Genomic DNA, 17,277 nt, shown 5'->3' on the forward strand with positions numbered 1-17,277 from the left:
CGCTCATTGGTTCGATCAAGCCGCGCTGAGCATCGGACGCAGTTCGGCGAGCACCGGCGCGGTGTCGGGCCGCACGCCACGCCATACGTGAAACGACTCGGCGGCCTGTTCGACGAGCATGCCGAGGCCGTCCGCGGTACGCGCGCCGAGCGTTGCCGCGTGCCGCATGAACACGGTGGGCTGCGCGCTGTACATCATGTCATACGCGAGCGAACCCGAGCCGAACGCGCGGTCGTCGCACTCGGGCAGCGCGCCGGCGAGGCTCCCCGCCGTCGCGTTGACAATCACGTCGTACTGCTGCAATTCGATATCGCGCGCGCTGCCGCCCATCAGCTGGCATTGCGCCTCGTTCGCCGCCGAAGCGAAGCGCGCCACCAGTTCCTCCGCTTTCGACGACGTGCGGTTCACGATGGTCAGCGTATGCGGGCTGCGCTCGAGCATCGGCAGCACGACGCCGCGCGCCGCGCCGCCCGCGCCGAGCAGGAGAATGCGCGCGCCCGACAGCAGCACGCCGAGGTTCTTCTCGATGTCGCGCACCAGGCCTACGCCATCCGTGTTGTCGCCATAGATGCCGTCCGCGTCGAAGCGCAGCGTGTTCACCGCACCCGCGGCGGACGCGCGCGGCGACAGCATCGTTGCGAAGCGATGCGCCTCGATCTTGAACGGCACCGTCACGTTGAGCCCGCGCCCGCCACCGTCGATGAATTCCCGCACGGTCGCAACGAAACTGTCCACCGGTGCGAGGATGCGGTCGTATTCGATCGGCTCGCCGGTCTGTTCCGCGAAGCGCGCGTGAATGAACGGCGAACGGCTGTGCGCGATCGGATTGCCGACCACCGCGTAACGGTCACGCGGATCGCGCGGCGAGTTCTCTGCGACGGGAGATGCGTTCACTGGCCAGGCTCCGTGACGGGGTCGTTGGTTGCGCCGTCGCCGGCAGAGGATTCATTGCCAGTGCCCGTGCCGTCGCCGGAAGCGGTGGACGATTCGTCTTCCGCCTGCGCTTCGGCTTCGCTTTCAGCAGACTCGTCCGCGGCTTCAAGCAGCTCTTCGTCGGCCTCGTCGGCCTCGTCGGCTTCATCCGCTTCCGCGCCCGCGCTCACCACCGGCGCATCGAGCACGCGCAGCGGCCGCACCGATGCCTCGATGGTCAGCTCGTCGACGCCCATCACTTCGAGCACGATCCGCGTGCCGCGCGCGTGCACGCCGAGCGCGGGCACGTGCAGCAGCAGCGGCACTTCCTCGAGGCGCACGAGCTCGCCCTTCACCACCGACGCGATCACTTCGCCGCGCTTTTCCTGCATGAGCCAGCGCAGACACCAGAAGTACTCCATACGGCGCTGGTGATCGGCATAGGCGGTGTAGGTTTCGTCGAAACCCTGCACGACCGAGTACAGGTCCGCATCTTTCGGCTTGAACGGCGCGGCGAGCTTCGCGGTCACGCCATGCTGCACGCACGCGATCAGCTGCCACTGGTTGACGAGGTCGACGTAGCGGCGCAGCGGCGACGTGCTCCACGCGTACTGCGCGACGCCGAGGCCTTCGTGCGGCGCGGCGCTCGTCTGCATGCGCGTGCGCTTCGGGCCGGTCGGCGTACCGAACGCGCGCTGCGACCGGTAGATGCCCGGCACGCCGTGATCGTGCAGGAACGCGCCCCACGACGAGTTCGCGAGAATCGCCAGCTCCGCGACGATCAGATCGAGCGGCGAGCCGCGGCGGCGCGGCGTGATCGTCACGTGCTCGCCTTCCACGTAGAAGTTGAAGTCCGTATTGCGCTGCACTTCGCGCTTCAGGCCATAGCCGGCGCGCGCCTGCTGGCGCTTCTCGAACAGCGCCTGTGCGAACGGCCACAGCACCGCGATGTCGTCCTTGTGCGGATACTCGCCGGTGCCCGCGGCGAGCGCGTCTTCGGTCACCACTTCGTCGAGCGTGTTGTGGCGCAGATTGCTCTTCACGTAGACGAGCTCGGCGCGCGTCTCGGTCGCGACGATGTCCTGCGTCTCGCGGTTCACGATGATGTAGAGCGACAGCGCCGGACGCAGCCCGCCTTCCTTCAGCGTGAATACGTCCACCACGTCGTCGGGCAGCATCGTGATCTTGTCGCCCGGCATGTAGACCGTGGACAGACGCGCGCGCGCGATCGCATCGACCGCGTCGCCGCGCTGGATGCCGAGCGCCGGCGCCGCGATGTGCACGCCGATCCGCACGCGGCCATCGGACAGATGCTCGACGGAGAACGCGTCGTCGATTTCAGTGGTGGTGATGTCGTCGATCGAGAACGCTTCGACGTCGGCCTGCGGCAGATCTTCCGGCAGCGGGCCCGTCGTGACGGCCGGAAAACCGGTACCGTGCGGGAAGTATTCGGACAGGAAGCGCGCCTCGTGCAGCGCGCGCGCCGACGGCACGCCGCCAACGTCGAGCATCAGACGCGCCATCGAAATGCCCTTCGCGGCGGCGGCGGCTTCGAGCGCCTTGTATTCGATGCCGTTCTTGTCCGGCTTCGTCAAAAGACCCAGCGACTTGCCGGCGAACGCGTCCGGCAGGCGACCCGCCTTCAGTTCGTCTTCGTAGCCGGCCTGCACCAGCGCCTGCTGGCGTTTGCGTTCGAGCGACGCGAGCGCCATCTTCAGTTGCTCTTCCGGCGCGCGCTGATATTGCCCGCGGCCCTTGCGGCGGAAATACACGGGCGAGCCATGCATGCGCAGCACGAGCGCCGCGCGCTCGACCGGGCCGAAGGTCTCGCCGAAATACTCGGCGCCGAGCGTCGCGAACGGAAATTCGTCTTCCGGCGCGCACTCCCACAGAAAGTCGAGATCGATCTCCTGCGCGGCCGCGTCGGCCTGCTGCATCAGCTCGCCGGCGGCGGGCTTGTCGAACTCGATCAGCACGTCTTTCGAGCGCACCTTCGCGCGCCGGCCGCCCGGCAGTTCGACCTGGAATGCATCGCCCTGGCGCGACAGCACGCTGCCCGCCTTGAAACTACCCGATTCCTCAAAGAAAACGTTCACTGCGTACTCTCTTTCGCTTCGACCGGTTGCGCTGCGCTTCTACAGGCAACCAATGATGAATGTTCGTGGCGGCGCCGTACGGCGCCATCCGCTGACGGACGATGCGTGGTCAGCAAGCTTTACGCCGCATCTCGCGGAGCCGGCGCGTGGCCGGGCGCGTGAGTGTCGCAGAACGCGAGCACCTCGTCGACGTACTGCGGGAATTCGCTGATCGCGTGATCGCTGCCTTCGATCAGCTTCGTGTTTGCGCCGGGGTAATGCGCGAGCATCTCGCGGTAATCGAGCACCTCGTCCCCGGTCGCGGCAATCAGATAATAGCGTTCGGGTCGCGTGACTGCCGGAACCGCCAGCGCGCGCAGTTCGTCCAGATGCCGCGGCTCGACGACGATGCTGCCGCCGCCATGCCACAGCGGCTGCTCGCCGAGATAGTGGCTCAGGTCGCGCTGCGGCACGACGGCCGGATTCAGCAGCACCGCGGGCCAGCCGTGCTTTTCCGCGAGATGCGTGGCGAAGTAGCCGCCGAGCGAGCTGCCGACCACGACTAAACGATCGCCCACGCCCGCTTGTTCCACGAGCCGTTCGGCCAGCGCCACGGTTTCCAGCGGCGACACCGGCAGCATCGGGCAGCACCATTCGTCGCTGCGGCCGAGTTCCACGAGCCGCGCGGCGAAGACGCGCGCCTTGAACGACTGCGGCGACGAGCGAAAACCGTGCAGATAGAGGATCACGCGTCGCTCCGCGACGGCTCGGTACGCGCCGCCAGCGCGTCGAGCAGCTTCTGGTGCACGCCGCCGAAGCCGCCGTTGCTCATCACCAGCACCTGATCGCCGGGGCGCGTGGCGGCCGTGACGGCTTTGACGAGCGCGTCGAGGTTGTCGAACGCCTGCGCTTTCGCGCCGAGCGGTTCGAGCGCTTCGGCGAGATTCCAGCCGAGCGCGTCCTTGCCCGACGGCGCGCCATAGCCGAACACGAGATCGGCGTCCGCCAGGCTCAGCGGCAACTGCGCTTTCATCGTGCCGAGCTTCATCGTGTTCGAGCGCGGCTCGAGCACCGCGAGAATGCGCGTGTGCTCGCGGCCAACTCGAGTTCTGAGCCCTGCGACCGTCGTCTCGATCGCGGTGGGATGGTGCGCGAAGTCGTCGTACACCGTCACGCCGTCGACGCTGCCGCGCACTTCCATCCGCCGCTTCACGTTGCGAAAGCCCGCGAGCGACTGCGCGGCCTGCGCCGGCGGCACGCCGATATGACGCGCGGCGGCGATCGCGGCGATCGCGTTCATCCGGTTGTGCTCGCCCTGCACCTGCCAGTCGACCACGCCCGCGCGCTGGCCGCCGTGATAAACGGCAAAGCGCTGATCGATCGGCACGCCGTCTTCGGCAGGCAGCGCTTCCCAGCCGCCTTCCACGCCGAAGCGCTCCACTTCGCTCCAGCAGCCGCGTGCGAGCACGCGGTCGAGCGAGGCCTCGCGGCCGTTGGACAACACGCGGCCGACACGCGGCACGGTGCGAACGAGGTGGTGAAACTGCGTTTCGATCGCGGCGAGATCGGCGAAGATGTCGGCGTGATCGAATTCGAGGTTGTTGAGGATCGCGGTGCGCGGCCGGTAGTGGACGAACTTCGAGCGCTTGTCGAAGAACGCGGTGTCGTACTCGTCGGCTTCGATCACGAAGAAGCTCGAATCGGTGAGCCGTGCCGACACGCCGAAGTTGAGCGGCACGCCGCCGATCAGAAAGCCCGGGTTCATGCCGGCATCTTCCAGCAACCACGCGAGCATCGACGTGGTGGTGGTCTTGCCGTGCGTGCCCGCGACCGCGAGCACCCATTTGTCCGACAGCACGTGCTCGCCGAGCCACTGCGGACCCGATGTGTACGGCAACCCGCGATCGAGGATCGCTTCCATCAGCGGATTGCCGCGCGTCACCACGTTGCCGATCACGAACAGGTCCGGCTTCAGGTCGACCTGCTCTTCTCCATAGCCTTCGATCAGCTTGATGCCCTGTGCCTCGAGCTGCGTGCTCATCGGCGGATAGACCCCGGCGTCGCAGCCGGTGACCGTGTGCCCCGCGCTGCGCGCGAGCACCGCAAGACCGCCCATGAACGTACCGCAGATACCGAGGATGTGGATGTGCATAAGCCTGTCGCGCCGCGCGGGCGAAGTGATGCGTGAGTAAGCGGGGTGGGCGGTGCGCCGGCAGGCTCGAACTGCGTCGGAGCCGGCTGCCAAAGGTCGCTATTGTACCCGACCGACCGCCCCGGACAGGCCGTCGGCGGACGCTTCGCGGCATCCCGGAACGGCCCCCGAAAGCACGGCGCGGTGCGGCCGGACGGCCCCGCCCCCAGTGAAAAGGAGCGTTTGCAATCTCTAGTATGATGGGCGGATGGTTCGCAAATCACATTTCGACCCGCAGCGGGTGCGCGAGGAAATCGCGATCGCGGCCGCGCGGATGATCGCCGAAGACGGCCTCGACTATTCGACGGCCAAGCGCAAGGCTGCGCGGCAGATCGTCGGCGAGACGCGCGTGGCGGGCGAATGGCTGCCGGATAACGACCAGATCGAGGAAGAAATCCGCGAGTACCAGTCGATCTTCCAGGGCGACAGCCAGCCTGCCGTGCTGCGCCGCCTGCGCGAAATCGCGCTCGACTGGATGCAGCGGCTCGCGCCGTTCAACCCGTATCTGACGGGCGCGGTGCTGGGCGGCACGGCAGGCGAACATTCCGACGTGCATCTGCAAACCTTTTGCGACAACCCGAAGGAAGTCGTGATCTACCTGCTGAACGCGAACGTCCAGTACGACGTGTCCGAGACCCGTCACTTCGCGGGCCGCGGCTACGTCGAAACGCTCAGCTTCCTGCATCGCCCGGTGGCGAGCGCCGCGGATGCCGATCTGATCGACTCGGTCGGCATTCACATCGCGCTCTACGACACCGACGATCTGCGCGGCGCCGTGCGCGTCGACGCGCGCGGCCGCCAGGCGCGCGCGAACGCGCAGACCGTGCAGGCGCTCCTCGACGGCAGCGGCAACGCCGCCCCGACCAACTGAGTTTCATCATGAAGACAACCCGACTCTTTGCGCTCGTCGCCGTGGCCATCGTCGCCACCGCCGGCGGCGTGATCGCCAGCCAGTGGTCGCATGGCGACCCGAGCGAAATCGCGCACGCCGCGACCGCGCCGCATGGAGCGGCGGTCGATCACCTGTGGGCCGCCGCCGTCACCAACGCGGACGGCAAGCCACAATCGCTTTCCTCGTACAAAGGACACGTGGTCGTGGTCAACTTCTGGGCGTCCTGGTGCGGACCGTGCGTAGAAGAAATGCCCGAGCTGTCGGCACTGCAACGCGAGTATGCGAAGAAAGGAGTCCAGTTCGTCGGACTTGGCGTCGACTCCACCCAGAACGTGAAAACCTTCCTGCAGAAAGTGAAGGTCGACTACCCGGTGTACGTGGCGGGCTTTGGCGGCGCGGATCTTGCGCGCGAGTTCGGCAACAACGCCGGCGCGCTGCCGTTCACCGTCGTGATCGACGCGAAAGGTCAGATTCGCTCGACAAAATTAGGTCAGATCAAGCCGGACGAGCTCAAACAGACGCTCGATTCACTCTGAAACCAGAGTTTTGCCTGCCGGCTTTTAGCACCACATCCGCGCCATAACTGGCAGATTGACTGAAATTATGCGAAGATGCGCGCCCACCGCCTTCCCAAGCACCGGTTCGCGCGGCGGTTTTGGCCGGCGAAACTAGACAAGTTTCTCTAATCGGCGCTAAAGTGCGCCCAACTTTACGGAAACAGAAGCGACCATGGCAAAACTGCTGGTTCTGCACGGCCCCAACCTCAATCTTCTCGGCACCCGGGAACCCGAGGTGTATGGCCGTGTGACGCTCCCGCAGATCGACCAGGCGCTCGCCGACCGTGCAGCCGACAGCGGCGTCGAACTGGCCACCTTCCAGAGCAATCACGAAGGCGCGCTGGTCGACCGCATCCAGGCGGCGCGGTCGGAAAACGTCGATTTCATCCTGATCAATCCCGCGGCGTACACGCATACCAGCGTGGCGATCCGGGACGCACTGGCGGGTGTCGGCATCCCGTTCGTCGAGATCCATCTCTCGAACGTGCATCGTCGTGAACCGTTCCGGCATCACTCGTATTTCTCCGACCAGGCCGAAGGCGTCATCTGCGGCCTCGGCTGGAAGGGCTATCTGTACGCGCTCGAATATGCGCTCGACCGGCTGCCGGCACGCGCCGCGGCCGGCTGACTCCGACACACCAATACAGCGCCGGTCGTGATCGCTTGCACCGGCACTTCACGCATTGAAAAGGGGAAGCCCAATGGATCTTCGTAAGCTCAAAACTCTGATCGACCTCGTTTCCGAGTCCGGCATTTCGGAACTCGAAGTCACCGAGGGTGAAGGCAAGGTCCGCATCGTCAAGAACGCGGCGCCCGTCTACGTGCAGCCGCCGGCTGCCGCATACGGCGCGCCGCTCCCCGTCGCCGCGCCCGCGCCGCTCGCCGGACACGAAGCGCCGGCAGCCGCTGCCGCCGCACCGGCCGCAGCCGCGCCGCAGGGTCACGTGGTGACGTCGCCGATGGTGGGCACGTTCTACCGCTCGCCGTCGCCGGGCGCGGATCCGTTCGTGCAGGTCGGCGACAGCGTGAAGGACGGGCAGACGCTGTGCATCATCGAAGCGATGAAGCTGCTCAACGAAATCGAGTCGGACGCGACCGGTGTGGTCAAGGAAATCCTGGTCGAGAACGGTCAGGCGGTCGAATACGGCCAGCCGCTCTTCGTGGTCGGCTGATCGGCAGCGCGCGACGCCCCTGAAGCGCACGCCCTCCGCTGCGTGCGCCACCGATCCTCCGCGGTTGCCGCCCGACCCGCTCGAAGCGCGGCACCCCTTGATGAGTTGAAAACTCGCCATGTTTGAAAAAATCCTCATTGCCAATCGCGGCGAAATCGCGCTCCGTATCCAGCGCGCGTGCCGCGAGCTCGGCGTCAAGACCGTCGTCGTCTATTCCGAAGCCGACAAGGAAGCGAAGTATGTGAAGCTCGCCGACGAAGCCGTCTGTATCGGACCGGCGCCGTCGAACCTGAGCTACCTGAACATGCCGGCGCTGATCAGCGCGGCCGAAGTCACGGACGCCGAAGCGATTCACCCCGGCTACGGCTTCCTGTCCGAGAACGCCGATTTCGCCGAACGCGTCGAGCAGTCCGGTTTCGTGTTCATCGGTCCGCGTCCGGAAACGATCCGGATGATGGGCGACAAGGTCACCGCGAAGCAGACGATGATCAAGACCGGCGTGCCGTGCGTGCCCGGTTCGGAAGGCGCATTGCCCGACGATCCGAAGGAGATCGTGAAGATTGCGCGCGCAGTCGGCTACCCGGTGATCATCAAGGCGGCGGGCGGCGGCGGCGGCCGCGGCATGCGCGTCGTGCACACCGAAGCCGCGCTTGTGAATGCGGTCAACATGACCCGCGAGGAAGCCGGCCGTGCGTTCGGCAATCCGCAGGTCTACATGGAGAAGTACCTGGAGAACCCGCGGCACATCGAGATCCAGGTGCTCGCGGATTCGTTCCGCAACGCGGTCTGGCTCGGCGAGCGCGACTGCTCGATGCAGCGCCGTCACCAGAAGGTGATCGAGGAAGCGCCGGCGCCGGGCATCGCGCGGCGGCTGATCGATCGCATCGGCGATCGCTGTGCGGACGCGTGCAAGAAGATGGGCTACCTCGGCGCGGGTACGTTCGAGTTCCTGTACGAAAACGGCGAGTTCTACTTCATCGAAATGAACACGCGCGTGCAGGTCGAGCACCCGGTCACGGAACTCATCACCGGCATCGACATCGTGCAGGAACAGATCCGCATCGCGGCCGGCGAGAAGCTCGCGTTCCGCCAGCGCGACATCCAGTTCAAGGGACATGCGATCGAATGCCGGATCAACGCCGAAGATCCGTTCAAGTTCACGCCGTCGCCGGGTCGTCTCACGTCGTGGCACATGCCCGGCGGTCCCGGCATCCGCGTCGACTCGCACGCGTACAACGGCTACTTCGTGCCGCCGAACTACGATTCGATGATCGGCAAGCTGATCGCCTACGGCGCGACGCGCGACCAGGCCATCCGCCGGATGCGCATCGCGCTGTCGGAGATGGTGGTGGAAGGCATCTCGACCAACATCCCGCTGCATCGCGAACTGATGCTCGACGCGAAGTTCGTCGAAGGCGGCACGAGCATCCATTACCTCGAAAACCGGCTCGCCGCGCGTCAGCAGGCAGCGCCGGAAGAAGCCTGAGGAACACCGCCGTCATGAGTTACCGGGAACTGGTCGTCGAGCTGGAGCGGGAACGCGCCGAGGCATTGTCGGACGCGCTGCTCGAACTGGGCGCGCTGTCGGTATCGGTGGAAGACGCCGATGCGGACACGCCCGACGAACAGCCGCTCTTCGGCGAGCCCGGTCTCACGCCGGACCGCACCGCGTGGCAGCATTCGCGCGTGATCGCGCTGATCGCGCCGGAACACGACCCCGCGCTGCTGCTCGTCGCGGCCGCGAACGAGCTGGGCCTCGCAGCGACGCCGCAGTTTGCGCTGCGCGAGGTCGAAGAGCAGGACTGGGTGCGTCTCACGCAATCGCAGTTCGATCCGATCCAGATCGGCGAGCGGATCTGGGTCGTGCCGTCGTGGCACGACGCGCCGGATCCTGATGCGCTGATCCTCGAACTCGATCCAGGCCTCGCATTCGGCACCGGCAGCCATCCCACCACGCGTCTGTGCATGGAATGGCTCGAGCAGAACGTGCAGCCGGGCGTCAGCGTGCTCGACTACGGCTGCGGCTCCGGCATTCTCGCGATTCTCGCGAAGAAGTGCGGCGCGGGTTCCGTCACGGGTATCGACATCGATCCGCAGGCCGTCGAATCCGCCCGCCAGAACAGTGCGCGCAATCACGCCGACGTCACGTACGGCTTGCCGGCCGACTGCCCTGCCGGCGAGTTCGACATCGTCGTCGCCAACATCCTGTCGAATCCGCTGAAACTGATGTCGTCGATGCTGTCGTCGAAGGTGAAACCGGGCGGCAGCATTGCGCTTTCCGGCATCCTCGCGCGCCAGGCCGACGAAGTCGCGCGCGTGTACGAACGCTGGATCGATATCGCGGTCTGGCGCGAGCACGAAGGCTGGGTCTGTCTTGCCGGAACGCGCCGCGAAAGCATTTAGAATAGGGCGTATAACCATCTTCGGCCATCGGCTGCCCTGCCCGACATGCTTCTTGCAACGCGTTGCCCGTTCTGCGAAACCGTCTTCCGTCTGCTGCCGGCGCATCTATCCGCGCGGCGCGGACTCGTACGGTGCGGACATTGCCAGGAAGTCTTCGACGCATCGGGCAGCCTGTACGAGCTGCCCGCCAGCGGAGACTTTCGCTCGGCCATTCCGGTATCGGCCGAAACCGCTGCCGCGCTGACAGCAGGCGTCGAACTGCCGGCGCAGGCCACACCGGTTGCGCCATCCACACCGGCCGCAGCTTCCACCGAATACCTCGACACGCCGGCGCCGCCGTCGCATTCCGCGAGCGCGGAACCCACTGCGCCATTCGATGCTGGCGCCACTTCGCATGAAGCGGCCGGTGACGATGAATCGCGGGAAACGGTACATCGCGATTCGCCCGCCGAACCCGGCGCGCACGTCACGCCCGCGCACGAAATGTCGGCGCCGCCCGTCGAGCACGATGCCGCGCCGTTCGGCGTCATTCACGCTGCGGAACCGTCGGAGCCTTCCGCGCCTTCGGAACCTGAACCGGCACGCGAACATTTCAACGACTCGCTGAACGCACAACCGCTGCATCGCGACGCGTTCAGCAATCCGCCGGACGCGTCGAGCCAAGCGGCACATGAGCCGTCCGACGAAGCACTCGGCAAACATGCCGGTGTCGCGACACCCGCATGGGGCGAGCACGCGGCAACGCCGCCGTTCAATGCGCCGCACGACACGCACGGCCAGGTCTCGCGACCCGCGGGCGCAGGGCCGGACATGCCGGGCACGCCGCCGGACTTCGCGTCGCCGTCGTGGGATCCGTGGGCGCCTCCGCCGGATGTTCAGTTCGACGAAAAGCTGCGCTACAGCCGGGCCGATCTGCCGTACACGACCTTCGCGCCGGCCGTCGCGCCGATGCGCCGTCCGAAGCAGGAAATGCAGCGCGCGGCGTTCGAACCGCACGCGCATCCGGAGCCGTACGCGGAAGCGCACCCGGAGCCACACGCGCAGCCCCACCCCGAATCGACGCTGCCGCCCGATCACGTGGAGCCGGGTTTCATGCCCGCGCCGGCGCTCGAGCGCGAGTTGCCGCCGCCGCACGAATGGAAGCCGGTCGAGCGCGAGGTGCCGCCGCCAGCGCCGCCGTCACCAGCGCCTGCAGCTGCGCCGCACGCCGTGCAGGCGGATGCGGCGGAACCGTCGTTCGCCGGTCACGCTGCGCGAACGTCGATCGATCGCGAAAGCGAACTGCGCGAACCGCGCGAGCCGCGTTTCGGCCCCGAGGCCGGCGAGCCCTATGTCGGTCCGTCCACCCAGGCGCAAAGCGAACCGCCATTCGGCGAGCCGTTCGGCGAGTCGTACCGTGACGCGCACCGCGAGCCGGCTGCCGACCCGTTCAATGATCCGCTCAGTGATCCCTTCACCGAGCCGCCGCCCGCCGCCAGGCCCTATGGCCAGCCGTTCGCGGCGCCGCTCGCGGATGACGGCGGCGAACACTTCGCCGTGATCCGCGAGACACGCAGGCACGGCGCCCGGTCGACCGGCTGGACCGTGCTCGGCGCGATGATCGCCGTGTTGCTGGTCGTGCTGCTGATCGCGCAGGTTGCGTGGTGGCAGCGCGAATCGGTGATGGTCTACTGGCCGGCGTCGCAGCCGCTGTTCGCGCAGGCGTGCGAACAGCTCGGCTGCACGGTGGCGCCGCCGCGCGATATCGATGGGCTCGTCGTCGAGCCGTCGGATCTGCGCGAAGTGGAGAACAATCCGCACAAGCTCGAGCTGAGAATGCCGCTACGCAACCGCTTCAGCGTCGCGCTCGCGTATCCCGCCGTCGAGCTGACGCTGCTCGACGAGCACAACAACATTGTCGTGCGGCGCGTGCTGTTGCCGCAGGACTATGTCAGGCCCGGTACCCCAATCGGCGCCGGCTTGCCGGCGCACTCCAGCCAGACCATGATCGTGCGTCTCGACCTCGGCACCGCAGTGGCGTCGAACTTCCTCGCACAGATCTTCTACCCGTAGTCGGCACTCGAACGTCCGCCATCCGGCGGACGACTATCACGTCAATCTCTGACGAATCTTCGGAGCACACAATGAGTCAAGTCACGCTGGGCGGCAATCCGATCGAAGTAGGCGGCACGTTTCTGTCGGTGGGTCAAAGCGCCCCCGAGTTCTCGCTGATCGGCAAGGATCTGCAACCCCTCACGCTCGCCGCGTTCGCCGGCAAGCGCAAGGTTCTCAACATCGTCCCGAGCCTCGACACGCCGACCTGCGCGACGTCGACGCGCAAGTTCAACGAAGCCGCCGCGAGCCTGAACAACACCGCGGTCATCGTGATTTCGGGCGACCTGCCGTTCGCGGCGTCGCGCTTCTGCTCGACGGAAGGTATCGCGAATGTCGTCACGGCATCGACGTTCCGCGGCCGCGAGTTCGCGAAGGCCTACGGCGTCGACGTGACGAGCGGCCCGCTCACCGGTCTGACGGCGCGCGCTGTCGTCGTGCTCGACGAGAACAACAAGGTCGTGCACTCGGAGCTCGTCGGCGAGATCAAGAACGAACCGAACTACGACGCCGCGCTCGCCGCACTGAAGTAAGCCGTTCCGCATCACGCTCCGCGCCGCGCTTCGTGCGCGGCGCTTTCGTATCATCGGTCGTTGCGATGCCTGCCGGTTAGCCCCCCGCGCGTTATGCAGGTCTGCCACCTGCCGGTATCGCACTACGACCACGAGTCACGGCTCGGCTCGAGAAAAGCCGGGTCCTGTCCGATTACTACTGGGAAGATCGATCTTGGCCACGCTGATCAGCGGTTCGCTCGCCTACGACAACATCATGAAGTTCGAAGGCCGTTTCCGGGAGCACATCCTGCCCGAGCAGGTGCACATCCTGAACGTGAGCTTCCTCGTGCCGACGATGCGCCGCGAATTCGGCGGCTGTGCCGGCAACATCGCCTATTCGCTGCATCTGCTCGGCGGCGACGCGCGCCCGATGGGCACGCTCGGCGCGATCGACGGGCAGCTCTATATGGAGCGCTTCGCCGCGCTCGGCATCGCGACCGACATGGTCCGCGTGATGCCCGACATGTACTCGGCGCAGGCGATGATCACGACCGACCTGGAAAACAACCAGCTCGCCGCGTTCCACCCGGGCGCGATGATGCAGTCGCACGTGACGCGCGTCGAGGATGCAAAAGACATCAAGCTCGGCATCGTCGCGCCGGACGGCTTCGACGGCATGATCCAGCACTCCGAACAGTTCGCCGCCGCCGGCATTCCGTTCATCTTCGATCCGGGCCAGGGGCTGCCGCTCTTCGGCGGCGAGTCGCTGCGCCGCATGATTGAACTTGCCACTTACGTGGCGGTCAACGACTACGAGGCCGCGCTCGTCAGCAACAAGACGGGCTGGTCGATCGACGAAATCGCATCGCGGGTCGATGCGCTGATCGTCACCCGCGGCGAGCACGGCGCGCAGATCCATCATTCGGGCAGCATCGAAGACATTCCGGCGGTCAAGGCGCAGCAGGTGCTCGACCCGACCGGCTGCGGCGACGCGTTCCGTGGCGGCCTTCTGTACGGCATCGAAAAGGGCTTCGGCTGGGCGGCCACCGGCCGTCTCGCGAGCCTGATGGGCGCGCTGAAGATCGAACATCAAGGGCCGCAGAACTACGCGCCGACGCGCGCGGAAATCAACGAACGATTCAGGCAGGCATTCGGTCACGACCTGCCGCAATAAATTGAGTGGGAGTCTGACAATGCAATCGACCATGAGTCGCATGGTGGTGGCCGGCCTGATCGCCGGCACGCTCGCCATGTCGGGGTGCGCGTACAACAGCAGTTCGGCGGACGTCTACACGGCGTCGCAGGCGCAGCGCGAGGAAACGGTCCGCATGGGCACCGTCGAAAGCGTGCGCGCGGTGAAGATCAGCTCGAACAACGGCCAGCCGAGCGGCCTCGGCGCGATCGGCGGCGGCGCGATCGGCGCGGTGGCCGGCAGCGCGATCGGCGGCGGCCGCGGCTCGATCGTGACCGGCATCATCGGCGGTATCGCGGGCGCGGTGGCGGGCAATGCGGTCGAGAACGGCGTCGCGATGCGCGACGGCCTCGAGGTCACGGTGCGCCTGGACAACGGCGATCTGCGCGCGATCACGCAGAGCGCCACCGGCGAAATCTTCCAGGCGGGCGATCGCGTCCGTCTGCTGTCCAGCGGCGGCGTGACGCGGGTCACGCACTAGCCTCGTTTCTCTTTCCCCTGTATCGCGGCGTCAGCTGGGCGCCGCGGTTTCCTCGAACGCATGCGCTCCCCTGTGCATGCGTTTTTTTATGGGCGAAAAAAATCCCGTCGGCCGCGAAGCGGCGACGGGATTCATGACTGAGCCCCGTTCCTCAGTCGGCCGGCGCGTACATAGCGCGCCAGTTATCTGGCCTGGGTAGTCGTTTTATTACGGACGGCTACCGGTCGGGAACGGCCATGCAGCAGCCGGGTTCAACGCGGTCTTCACCGTTGCAGCAGGTGCGGTCGACGCAGCGGGCGCAGCGGCAGCAGGCGCAGCAGCAGCGGCGGCCTTCTTCGCGGCAGCCTTCTTCGCAGGCGCAGCCTTCTTGGCAGGAGCAGGCTTCTTGGCGGCAGCCTTCTTCGCAGGCGCTTTCTTCGCAGCCTTCTTGGCTGCGGTCTTCTTCGCCGCGGCCTTCTTGGCCGGTGCAGCCTTCTTCGCCGCGACCTTCTTCACCGCGACTTTCTTGACTGCTGCCTTCTTCGCCGGCGCCTTCTTGGCTGCAACCTTCTTCGCCGCGACCTTCTTCACCGCGACTTTCTTTGCAGCAGCCTTCTTCGCCGGTGCCTTCTTCGCTGCAACCTTCTTCGCCGCGACCTTCTTCACTGCGACCTTCTTCGCCGCAACCTTCTTCACCGCGACTTTCTTCGCAGCGGCCTTCTTCGCCGGAGCAGCCTTCTTCGCAGCGACCTTCTTCACAGCGGCTTTCTTAGCAGCCTTCTTGGCAGTTGCCATCATTTTCTCCTTCAGGTTTTTCAGATGAGTAAGTTCAAACAACACCCTTCGTCAAAACCCGCTTCCCGCGGACGCTTATCAAGGCGGTCGCTACGAAGCGGGCTATTCATCGGCGTACGCAGTCGATGCGCGCTTACGCTAATGAATACGGTAAGGCGCGCCGTGCCAGTGGGCACCGCGCGCCAGGTACGGTCGGCGTCGGATACCGACGCCGGCAATCGTTTGATCAGGCCGCTGGCCGATGGACCAGCGCCTTTCTCCGGGGGGAAGTTTGCCCATCCCACTGAAGGGTTCGCAAAGTGCCGGTGGTCAAAGTGAGCCGCGAAGGCGCGTAGCTCACTGGGCGGGCTTTGCATCAGGCGTTCCTGCTCCTCATCATCTTCGCCGGCGCGCGCCGCGTGCGCGCTGCCAGCATCCCCATCAACTTGTTGCGCGAGGCACTCGACTCAGGGTCATTCCCAGGAGAGTGCGCCGCCAGTCTGATATTCGATGACCCGCGTCTCGAAGAAGTTGCGTTCCTTCTTCAGGTCGATCATCTCGCTCATCCACGGGAACGGGTTTTCCTCGTTCGGGTACAACGGGTCGAGGCCGATCTGCTGGCAGCGACGGTTGCAGATGAAGCGCAGGTAGCTCTTGAACATCGACGCATTGAGACCGAGCACGCCGCGCGGCATCGTGTCTTCGGCGTAACGATATTCGAGGTCGACCGCGTGCTTGAAGATCTCACGGATCTCGGCACGGAACTCGGCCGTCCACAGATGCGGGTTTTCCAGCTTGATCTGGTTGATCAGGTCGATGCCGAAATTGCAGTGCATCGACTCGTCGCGCAGGATGTATTGGTACTGTTCCGCGGCGCCAGTCATCTTGTTCTGGCGGCCGAGCGCGAGAATCTGCGTAAACCCGACGTAAAAGAACAGACCTTCCATCACGCACGCGAACACGATCAGCGACTTGAGCAGTTTCTGGTCCGCTTCGAGCGTGCCGGTCTTGAAGGCCGGGTCGGTCAGCGTGTGGATGAACGGAATCAGGAACTCGTCCTTCGCGCGGATCGACGACACCTCGTGGTACGCGTTGAAGATCTCGCCTTCGTCCAGGCCGAGCGATTCGACGATGTACTGGTAAGCGTGCGTGTGGATCGCCTCTTCGAACGCCTGGCGCAGCAGGAACTGGCGGCATTCGGGCGCCGTGATGTGGCGGTAGGTGCCCAGCACGATGTTGTTCGCCGCGAGCGAGTCCGCCGTGACGAAGAATCCGAGATTGCGCTTGACGATGCGACGCTCGTCTTCGGTCAGACCGTTCGGGTCCTTCCAGAGCGCGATGTCGCGGGACATGTTGATTTCCTGCGGCATCCAGTGATTCGCGCAGCCCGACAGGTACTTCTCCCACGCCCACTTGTACTTGAACGGCACGAGCTGGTTGACGTCGGTCTGGCCGTTGATGATGCGCTTGTCGGCAACGTTCACGCGCGCTTCGCTGCTCGCGGCCGGCGCGGCTGCTGCGGTGTTCTGGTTCGCGTAGGGAGCGACGGCGATGTCGTTCGCGAAGATGTCGCGCGCCGAAGGTGCCGGCGAGGTTGCCTGCTGTGCTGCCTGTTGTGCTGCGTACTGAGCGGGACGCGTTGCGGTCTGCGTTCCGACAGCCGTACCCGAGGGATCACGCAACGTGTTCAGTTGCGCACCGCTCGCGGGAGTTACGGCAGTGATCTCGTCATCCCAGTTGAGCATAAATGTCACCATCAATTTAGAACGGTTTGTACCATCTTTTCGTGAGCGATAAAAGGGCTCGCACACGAAAAATCCTGTTTTCGATTCGCGTTGCGACCTACATACAACACTTTGATCAGCGTGATGCGTGCATCGCTTCTTCGATCGCTGCATCTCGCGCGATCGAATCGCGTCGATCGAGATGCTTCGTTGCGTCGCGGACCGATCGTTTGATGTGCTTCCGATGTGTCCGCGGTGGTCTTCGCACTGCGCGCTTCACTGCACTCTGCACTGCGCTTCGTACGGAACTGCGCGCTGAGCTTCGCGACGCTCGCGTGGA

The 17,277-nt window shown here is 65.6% G+C and carries 17 protein-coding genes; 10 read left to right on the forward strand and 7 right to left on the reverse strand.

Going from position 1 to position 17,277, the window contains the following annotated elements; translation table 11 throughout:
- Positions 1 to 15 precede the first annotated feature (15 nt).
- The 4 genes from aroE to mpl all read right to left on the reverse strand — a co-directional run bounded on the left by aroE (position 16) and on the right by mpl (position 5,139).
- On the reverse strand, positions 16 to 894 hold the full coding sequence (aroE, locus tag DVS29_RS20005) for a shikimate dehydrogenase (RefSeq protein ID WP_118182221.1): 879 nt from the start codon (positions 892 to 894) through the stop codon (positions 16 to 18).
- Positions 891 to 3,008, reverse strand: a complete 2,118-nt coding sequence (locus DVS29_RS20010; protein ID WP_118182222.1) for a ribonuclease catalytic domain-containing protein — start codon at positions 3,006 to 3,008, stop codon at positions 891 to 893. The genes aroE and DVS29_RS20010 overlap by 4 nt, the downstream gene beginning before the upstream one ends.
- Before the next feature lie 119 nt (positions 3,009 to 3,127).
- Positions 3,128 to 3,736 carry a YqiA/YcfP family alpha/beta fold hydrolase gene (locus DVS29_RS20015; RefSeq protein WP_118182223.1) on the reverse strand — a complete coding sequence of 203 codons (609 nt, stop codon included), beginning with the start codon at positions 3,734 to 3,736 and terminating at the stop codon, positions 3,128 to 3,130.
- Complete coding sequence (gene mpl / locus DVS29_RS20020) at positions 3,733 to 5,139, reverse strand: UDP-N-acetylmuramate:L-alanyl-gamma-D-glutamyl-meso-diaminopimelate ligase (protein ID WP_118182224.1); 1,407 nt, start codon at positions 5,137 to 5,139, stop codon at positions 3,733 to 3,735. Before mpl ends, DVS29_RS20015 begins: the two co-directional genes overlap by 4 nt.
- 247 nt (positions 5,140 to 5,386) lie before the next feature.
- On the opposite strand from mpl, the gene DVS29_RS20025 reads away from it, so the two are divergent.
- From DVS29_RS20025 to DVS29_RS20075, 10 genes are all read left to right on the forward strand, one after another.
- On the forward strand, positions 5,387 to 6,049 hold the full coding sequence (locus DVS29_RS20025) for a UDP-N-acetylmuramate--alanine ligase (protein WP_118182225.1): 663 nt from the start codon (positions 5,387 to 5,389) through the stop codon (positions 6,047 to 6,049).
- Between the two features lie 8 nt (positions 6,050 to 6,057).
- Entirely contained in the window at positions 6,058 to 6,606 is a 549-nt protein-coding gene (locus DVS29_RS20030; RefSeq protein ID WP_118182226.1) for a TlpA family protein disulfide reductase, read from the forward strand.
- A 193-nt stretch (positions 6,607 to 6,799) separates the two neighbouring features.
- Entirely contained in the window at positions 6,800 to 7,255 is a 456-nt protein-coding gene (gene aroQ, locus DVS29_RS20035; protein ID WP_118182227.1) for a type II 3-dehydroquinate dehydratase, read from the forward strand.
- Between the two features lie 73 nt (positions 7,256 to 7,328).
- Positions 7,329 to 7,799, forward strand: a complete 471-nt coding sequence (gene accB, locus DVS29_RS20040; protein WP_118182228.1) for an acetyl-CoA carboxylase biotin carboxyl carrier protein — start codon at positions 7,329 to 7,331, stop codon at positions 7,797 to 7,799.
- Positions 7,800 to 7,917: 118 nt separating this feature from the next.
- Entirely contained in the window at positions 7,918 to 9,285 is a 1,368-nt protein-coding gene (gene accC / locus DVS29_RS20045; RefSeq protein ID WP_118182229.1) for an acetyl-CoA carboxylase biotin carboxylase subunit, read from the forward strand.
- Between the two features lie 14 nt (positions 9,286 to 9,299).
- Positions 9,300 to 10,202, forward strand: coding sequence for a 50S ribosomal protein L11 methyltransferase (gene prmA / locus DVS29_RS20050; RefSeq protein ID WP_118182230.1), 903 nt, complete (start codon positions 9,300 to 9,302; stop codon positions 10,200 to 10,202).
- Positions 10,203 to 10,247: 45 nt separating this feature from the next.
- A complete protein-coding gene (locus DVS29_RS38250; protein ID WP_338069335.1) occupies positions 10,248 to 12,254 on the forward strand; it encodes a zinc-ribbon and DUF3426 domain-containing protein in 2,007 nt (668 codons plus the stop codon).
- A 71-nt stretch (positions 12,255 to 12,325) separates the two neighbouring features.
- Positions 12,326 to 12,826, forward strand: coding sequence for a thiol peroxidase (gene tpx / locus DVS29_RS20065; protein ID WP_118182231.1), 501 nt, complete (start codon positions 12,326 to 12,328; stop codon positions 12,824 to 12,826).
- A gap of 193 nt (positions 12,827 to 13,019) precedes the next feature.
- The gene (locus tag DVS29_RS20070) at positions 13,020 to 13,961 is read left to right on the forward strand and encodes a carbohydrate kinase family protein (RefSeq protein ID WP_118182232.1); all 942 of its coding nucleotides are present in this window, start codon (positions 13,020 to 13,022) and stop codon (positions 13,959 to 13,961) included.
- 19 nt (positions 13,962 to 13,980) lie between these two features.
- Positions 13,981 to 14,460 carry an outer membrane lipoprotein gene (locus DVS29_RS20075; protein WP_118182233.1) on the forward strand — a complete coding sequence of 160 codons (480 nt, stop codon included), beginning with the start codon at positions 13,981 to 13,983 and terminating at the stop codon, positions 14,458 to 14,460.
- A gap of 207 nt (positions 14,461 to 14,667) precedes the next feature.
- Here the strand turns inward: DVS29_RS20075 and DVS29_RS20080 are convergent, their stop codons facing one another.
- The 3 genes from DVS29_RS20080 to DVS29_RS20090 form a co-directional block, all read right to left on the reverse strand.
- On the reverse strand, positions 14,668 to 15,234 hold the full coding sequence (locus tag DVS29_RS20080; protein WP_118182234.1) for a histone H1-like DNA-binding protein: 567 nt from the start codon (positions 15,232 to 15,234) through the stop codon (positions 14,668 to 14,670).
- Positions 15,235 to 15,254: 20 nt separating this feature from the next.
- Entirely contained in the window at positions 15,255 to 15,590 is a 336-nt protein-coding gene (locus DVS29_RS37875; RefSeq protein WP_118182235.1) for a hypothetical protein, read from the reverse strand.
- Positions 15,591 to 15,686: 96 nt separating this feature from the next.
- Positions 15,687 to 16,958, reverse strand: a complete 1,272-nt coding sequence (locus tag DVS29_RS20090; RefSeq protein WP_118182291.1) for a ribonucleotide-diphosphate reductase subunit beta — start codon at positions 16,956 to 16,958, stop codon at positions 15,687 to 15,689.
- Positions 16,959 to 17,277: the final 319 nt, after the last annotated feature.

The organism is Paraburkholderia phosphatilytica, assembly GCF_003443895.1.
Taxonomy (GTDB): Bacteria; Pseudomonadota; Gammaproteobacteria; order Burkholderiales; family Burkholderiaceae; genus Paraburkholderia; species Paraburkholderia phosphatilytica.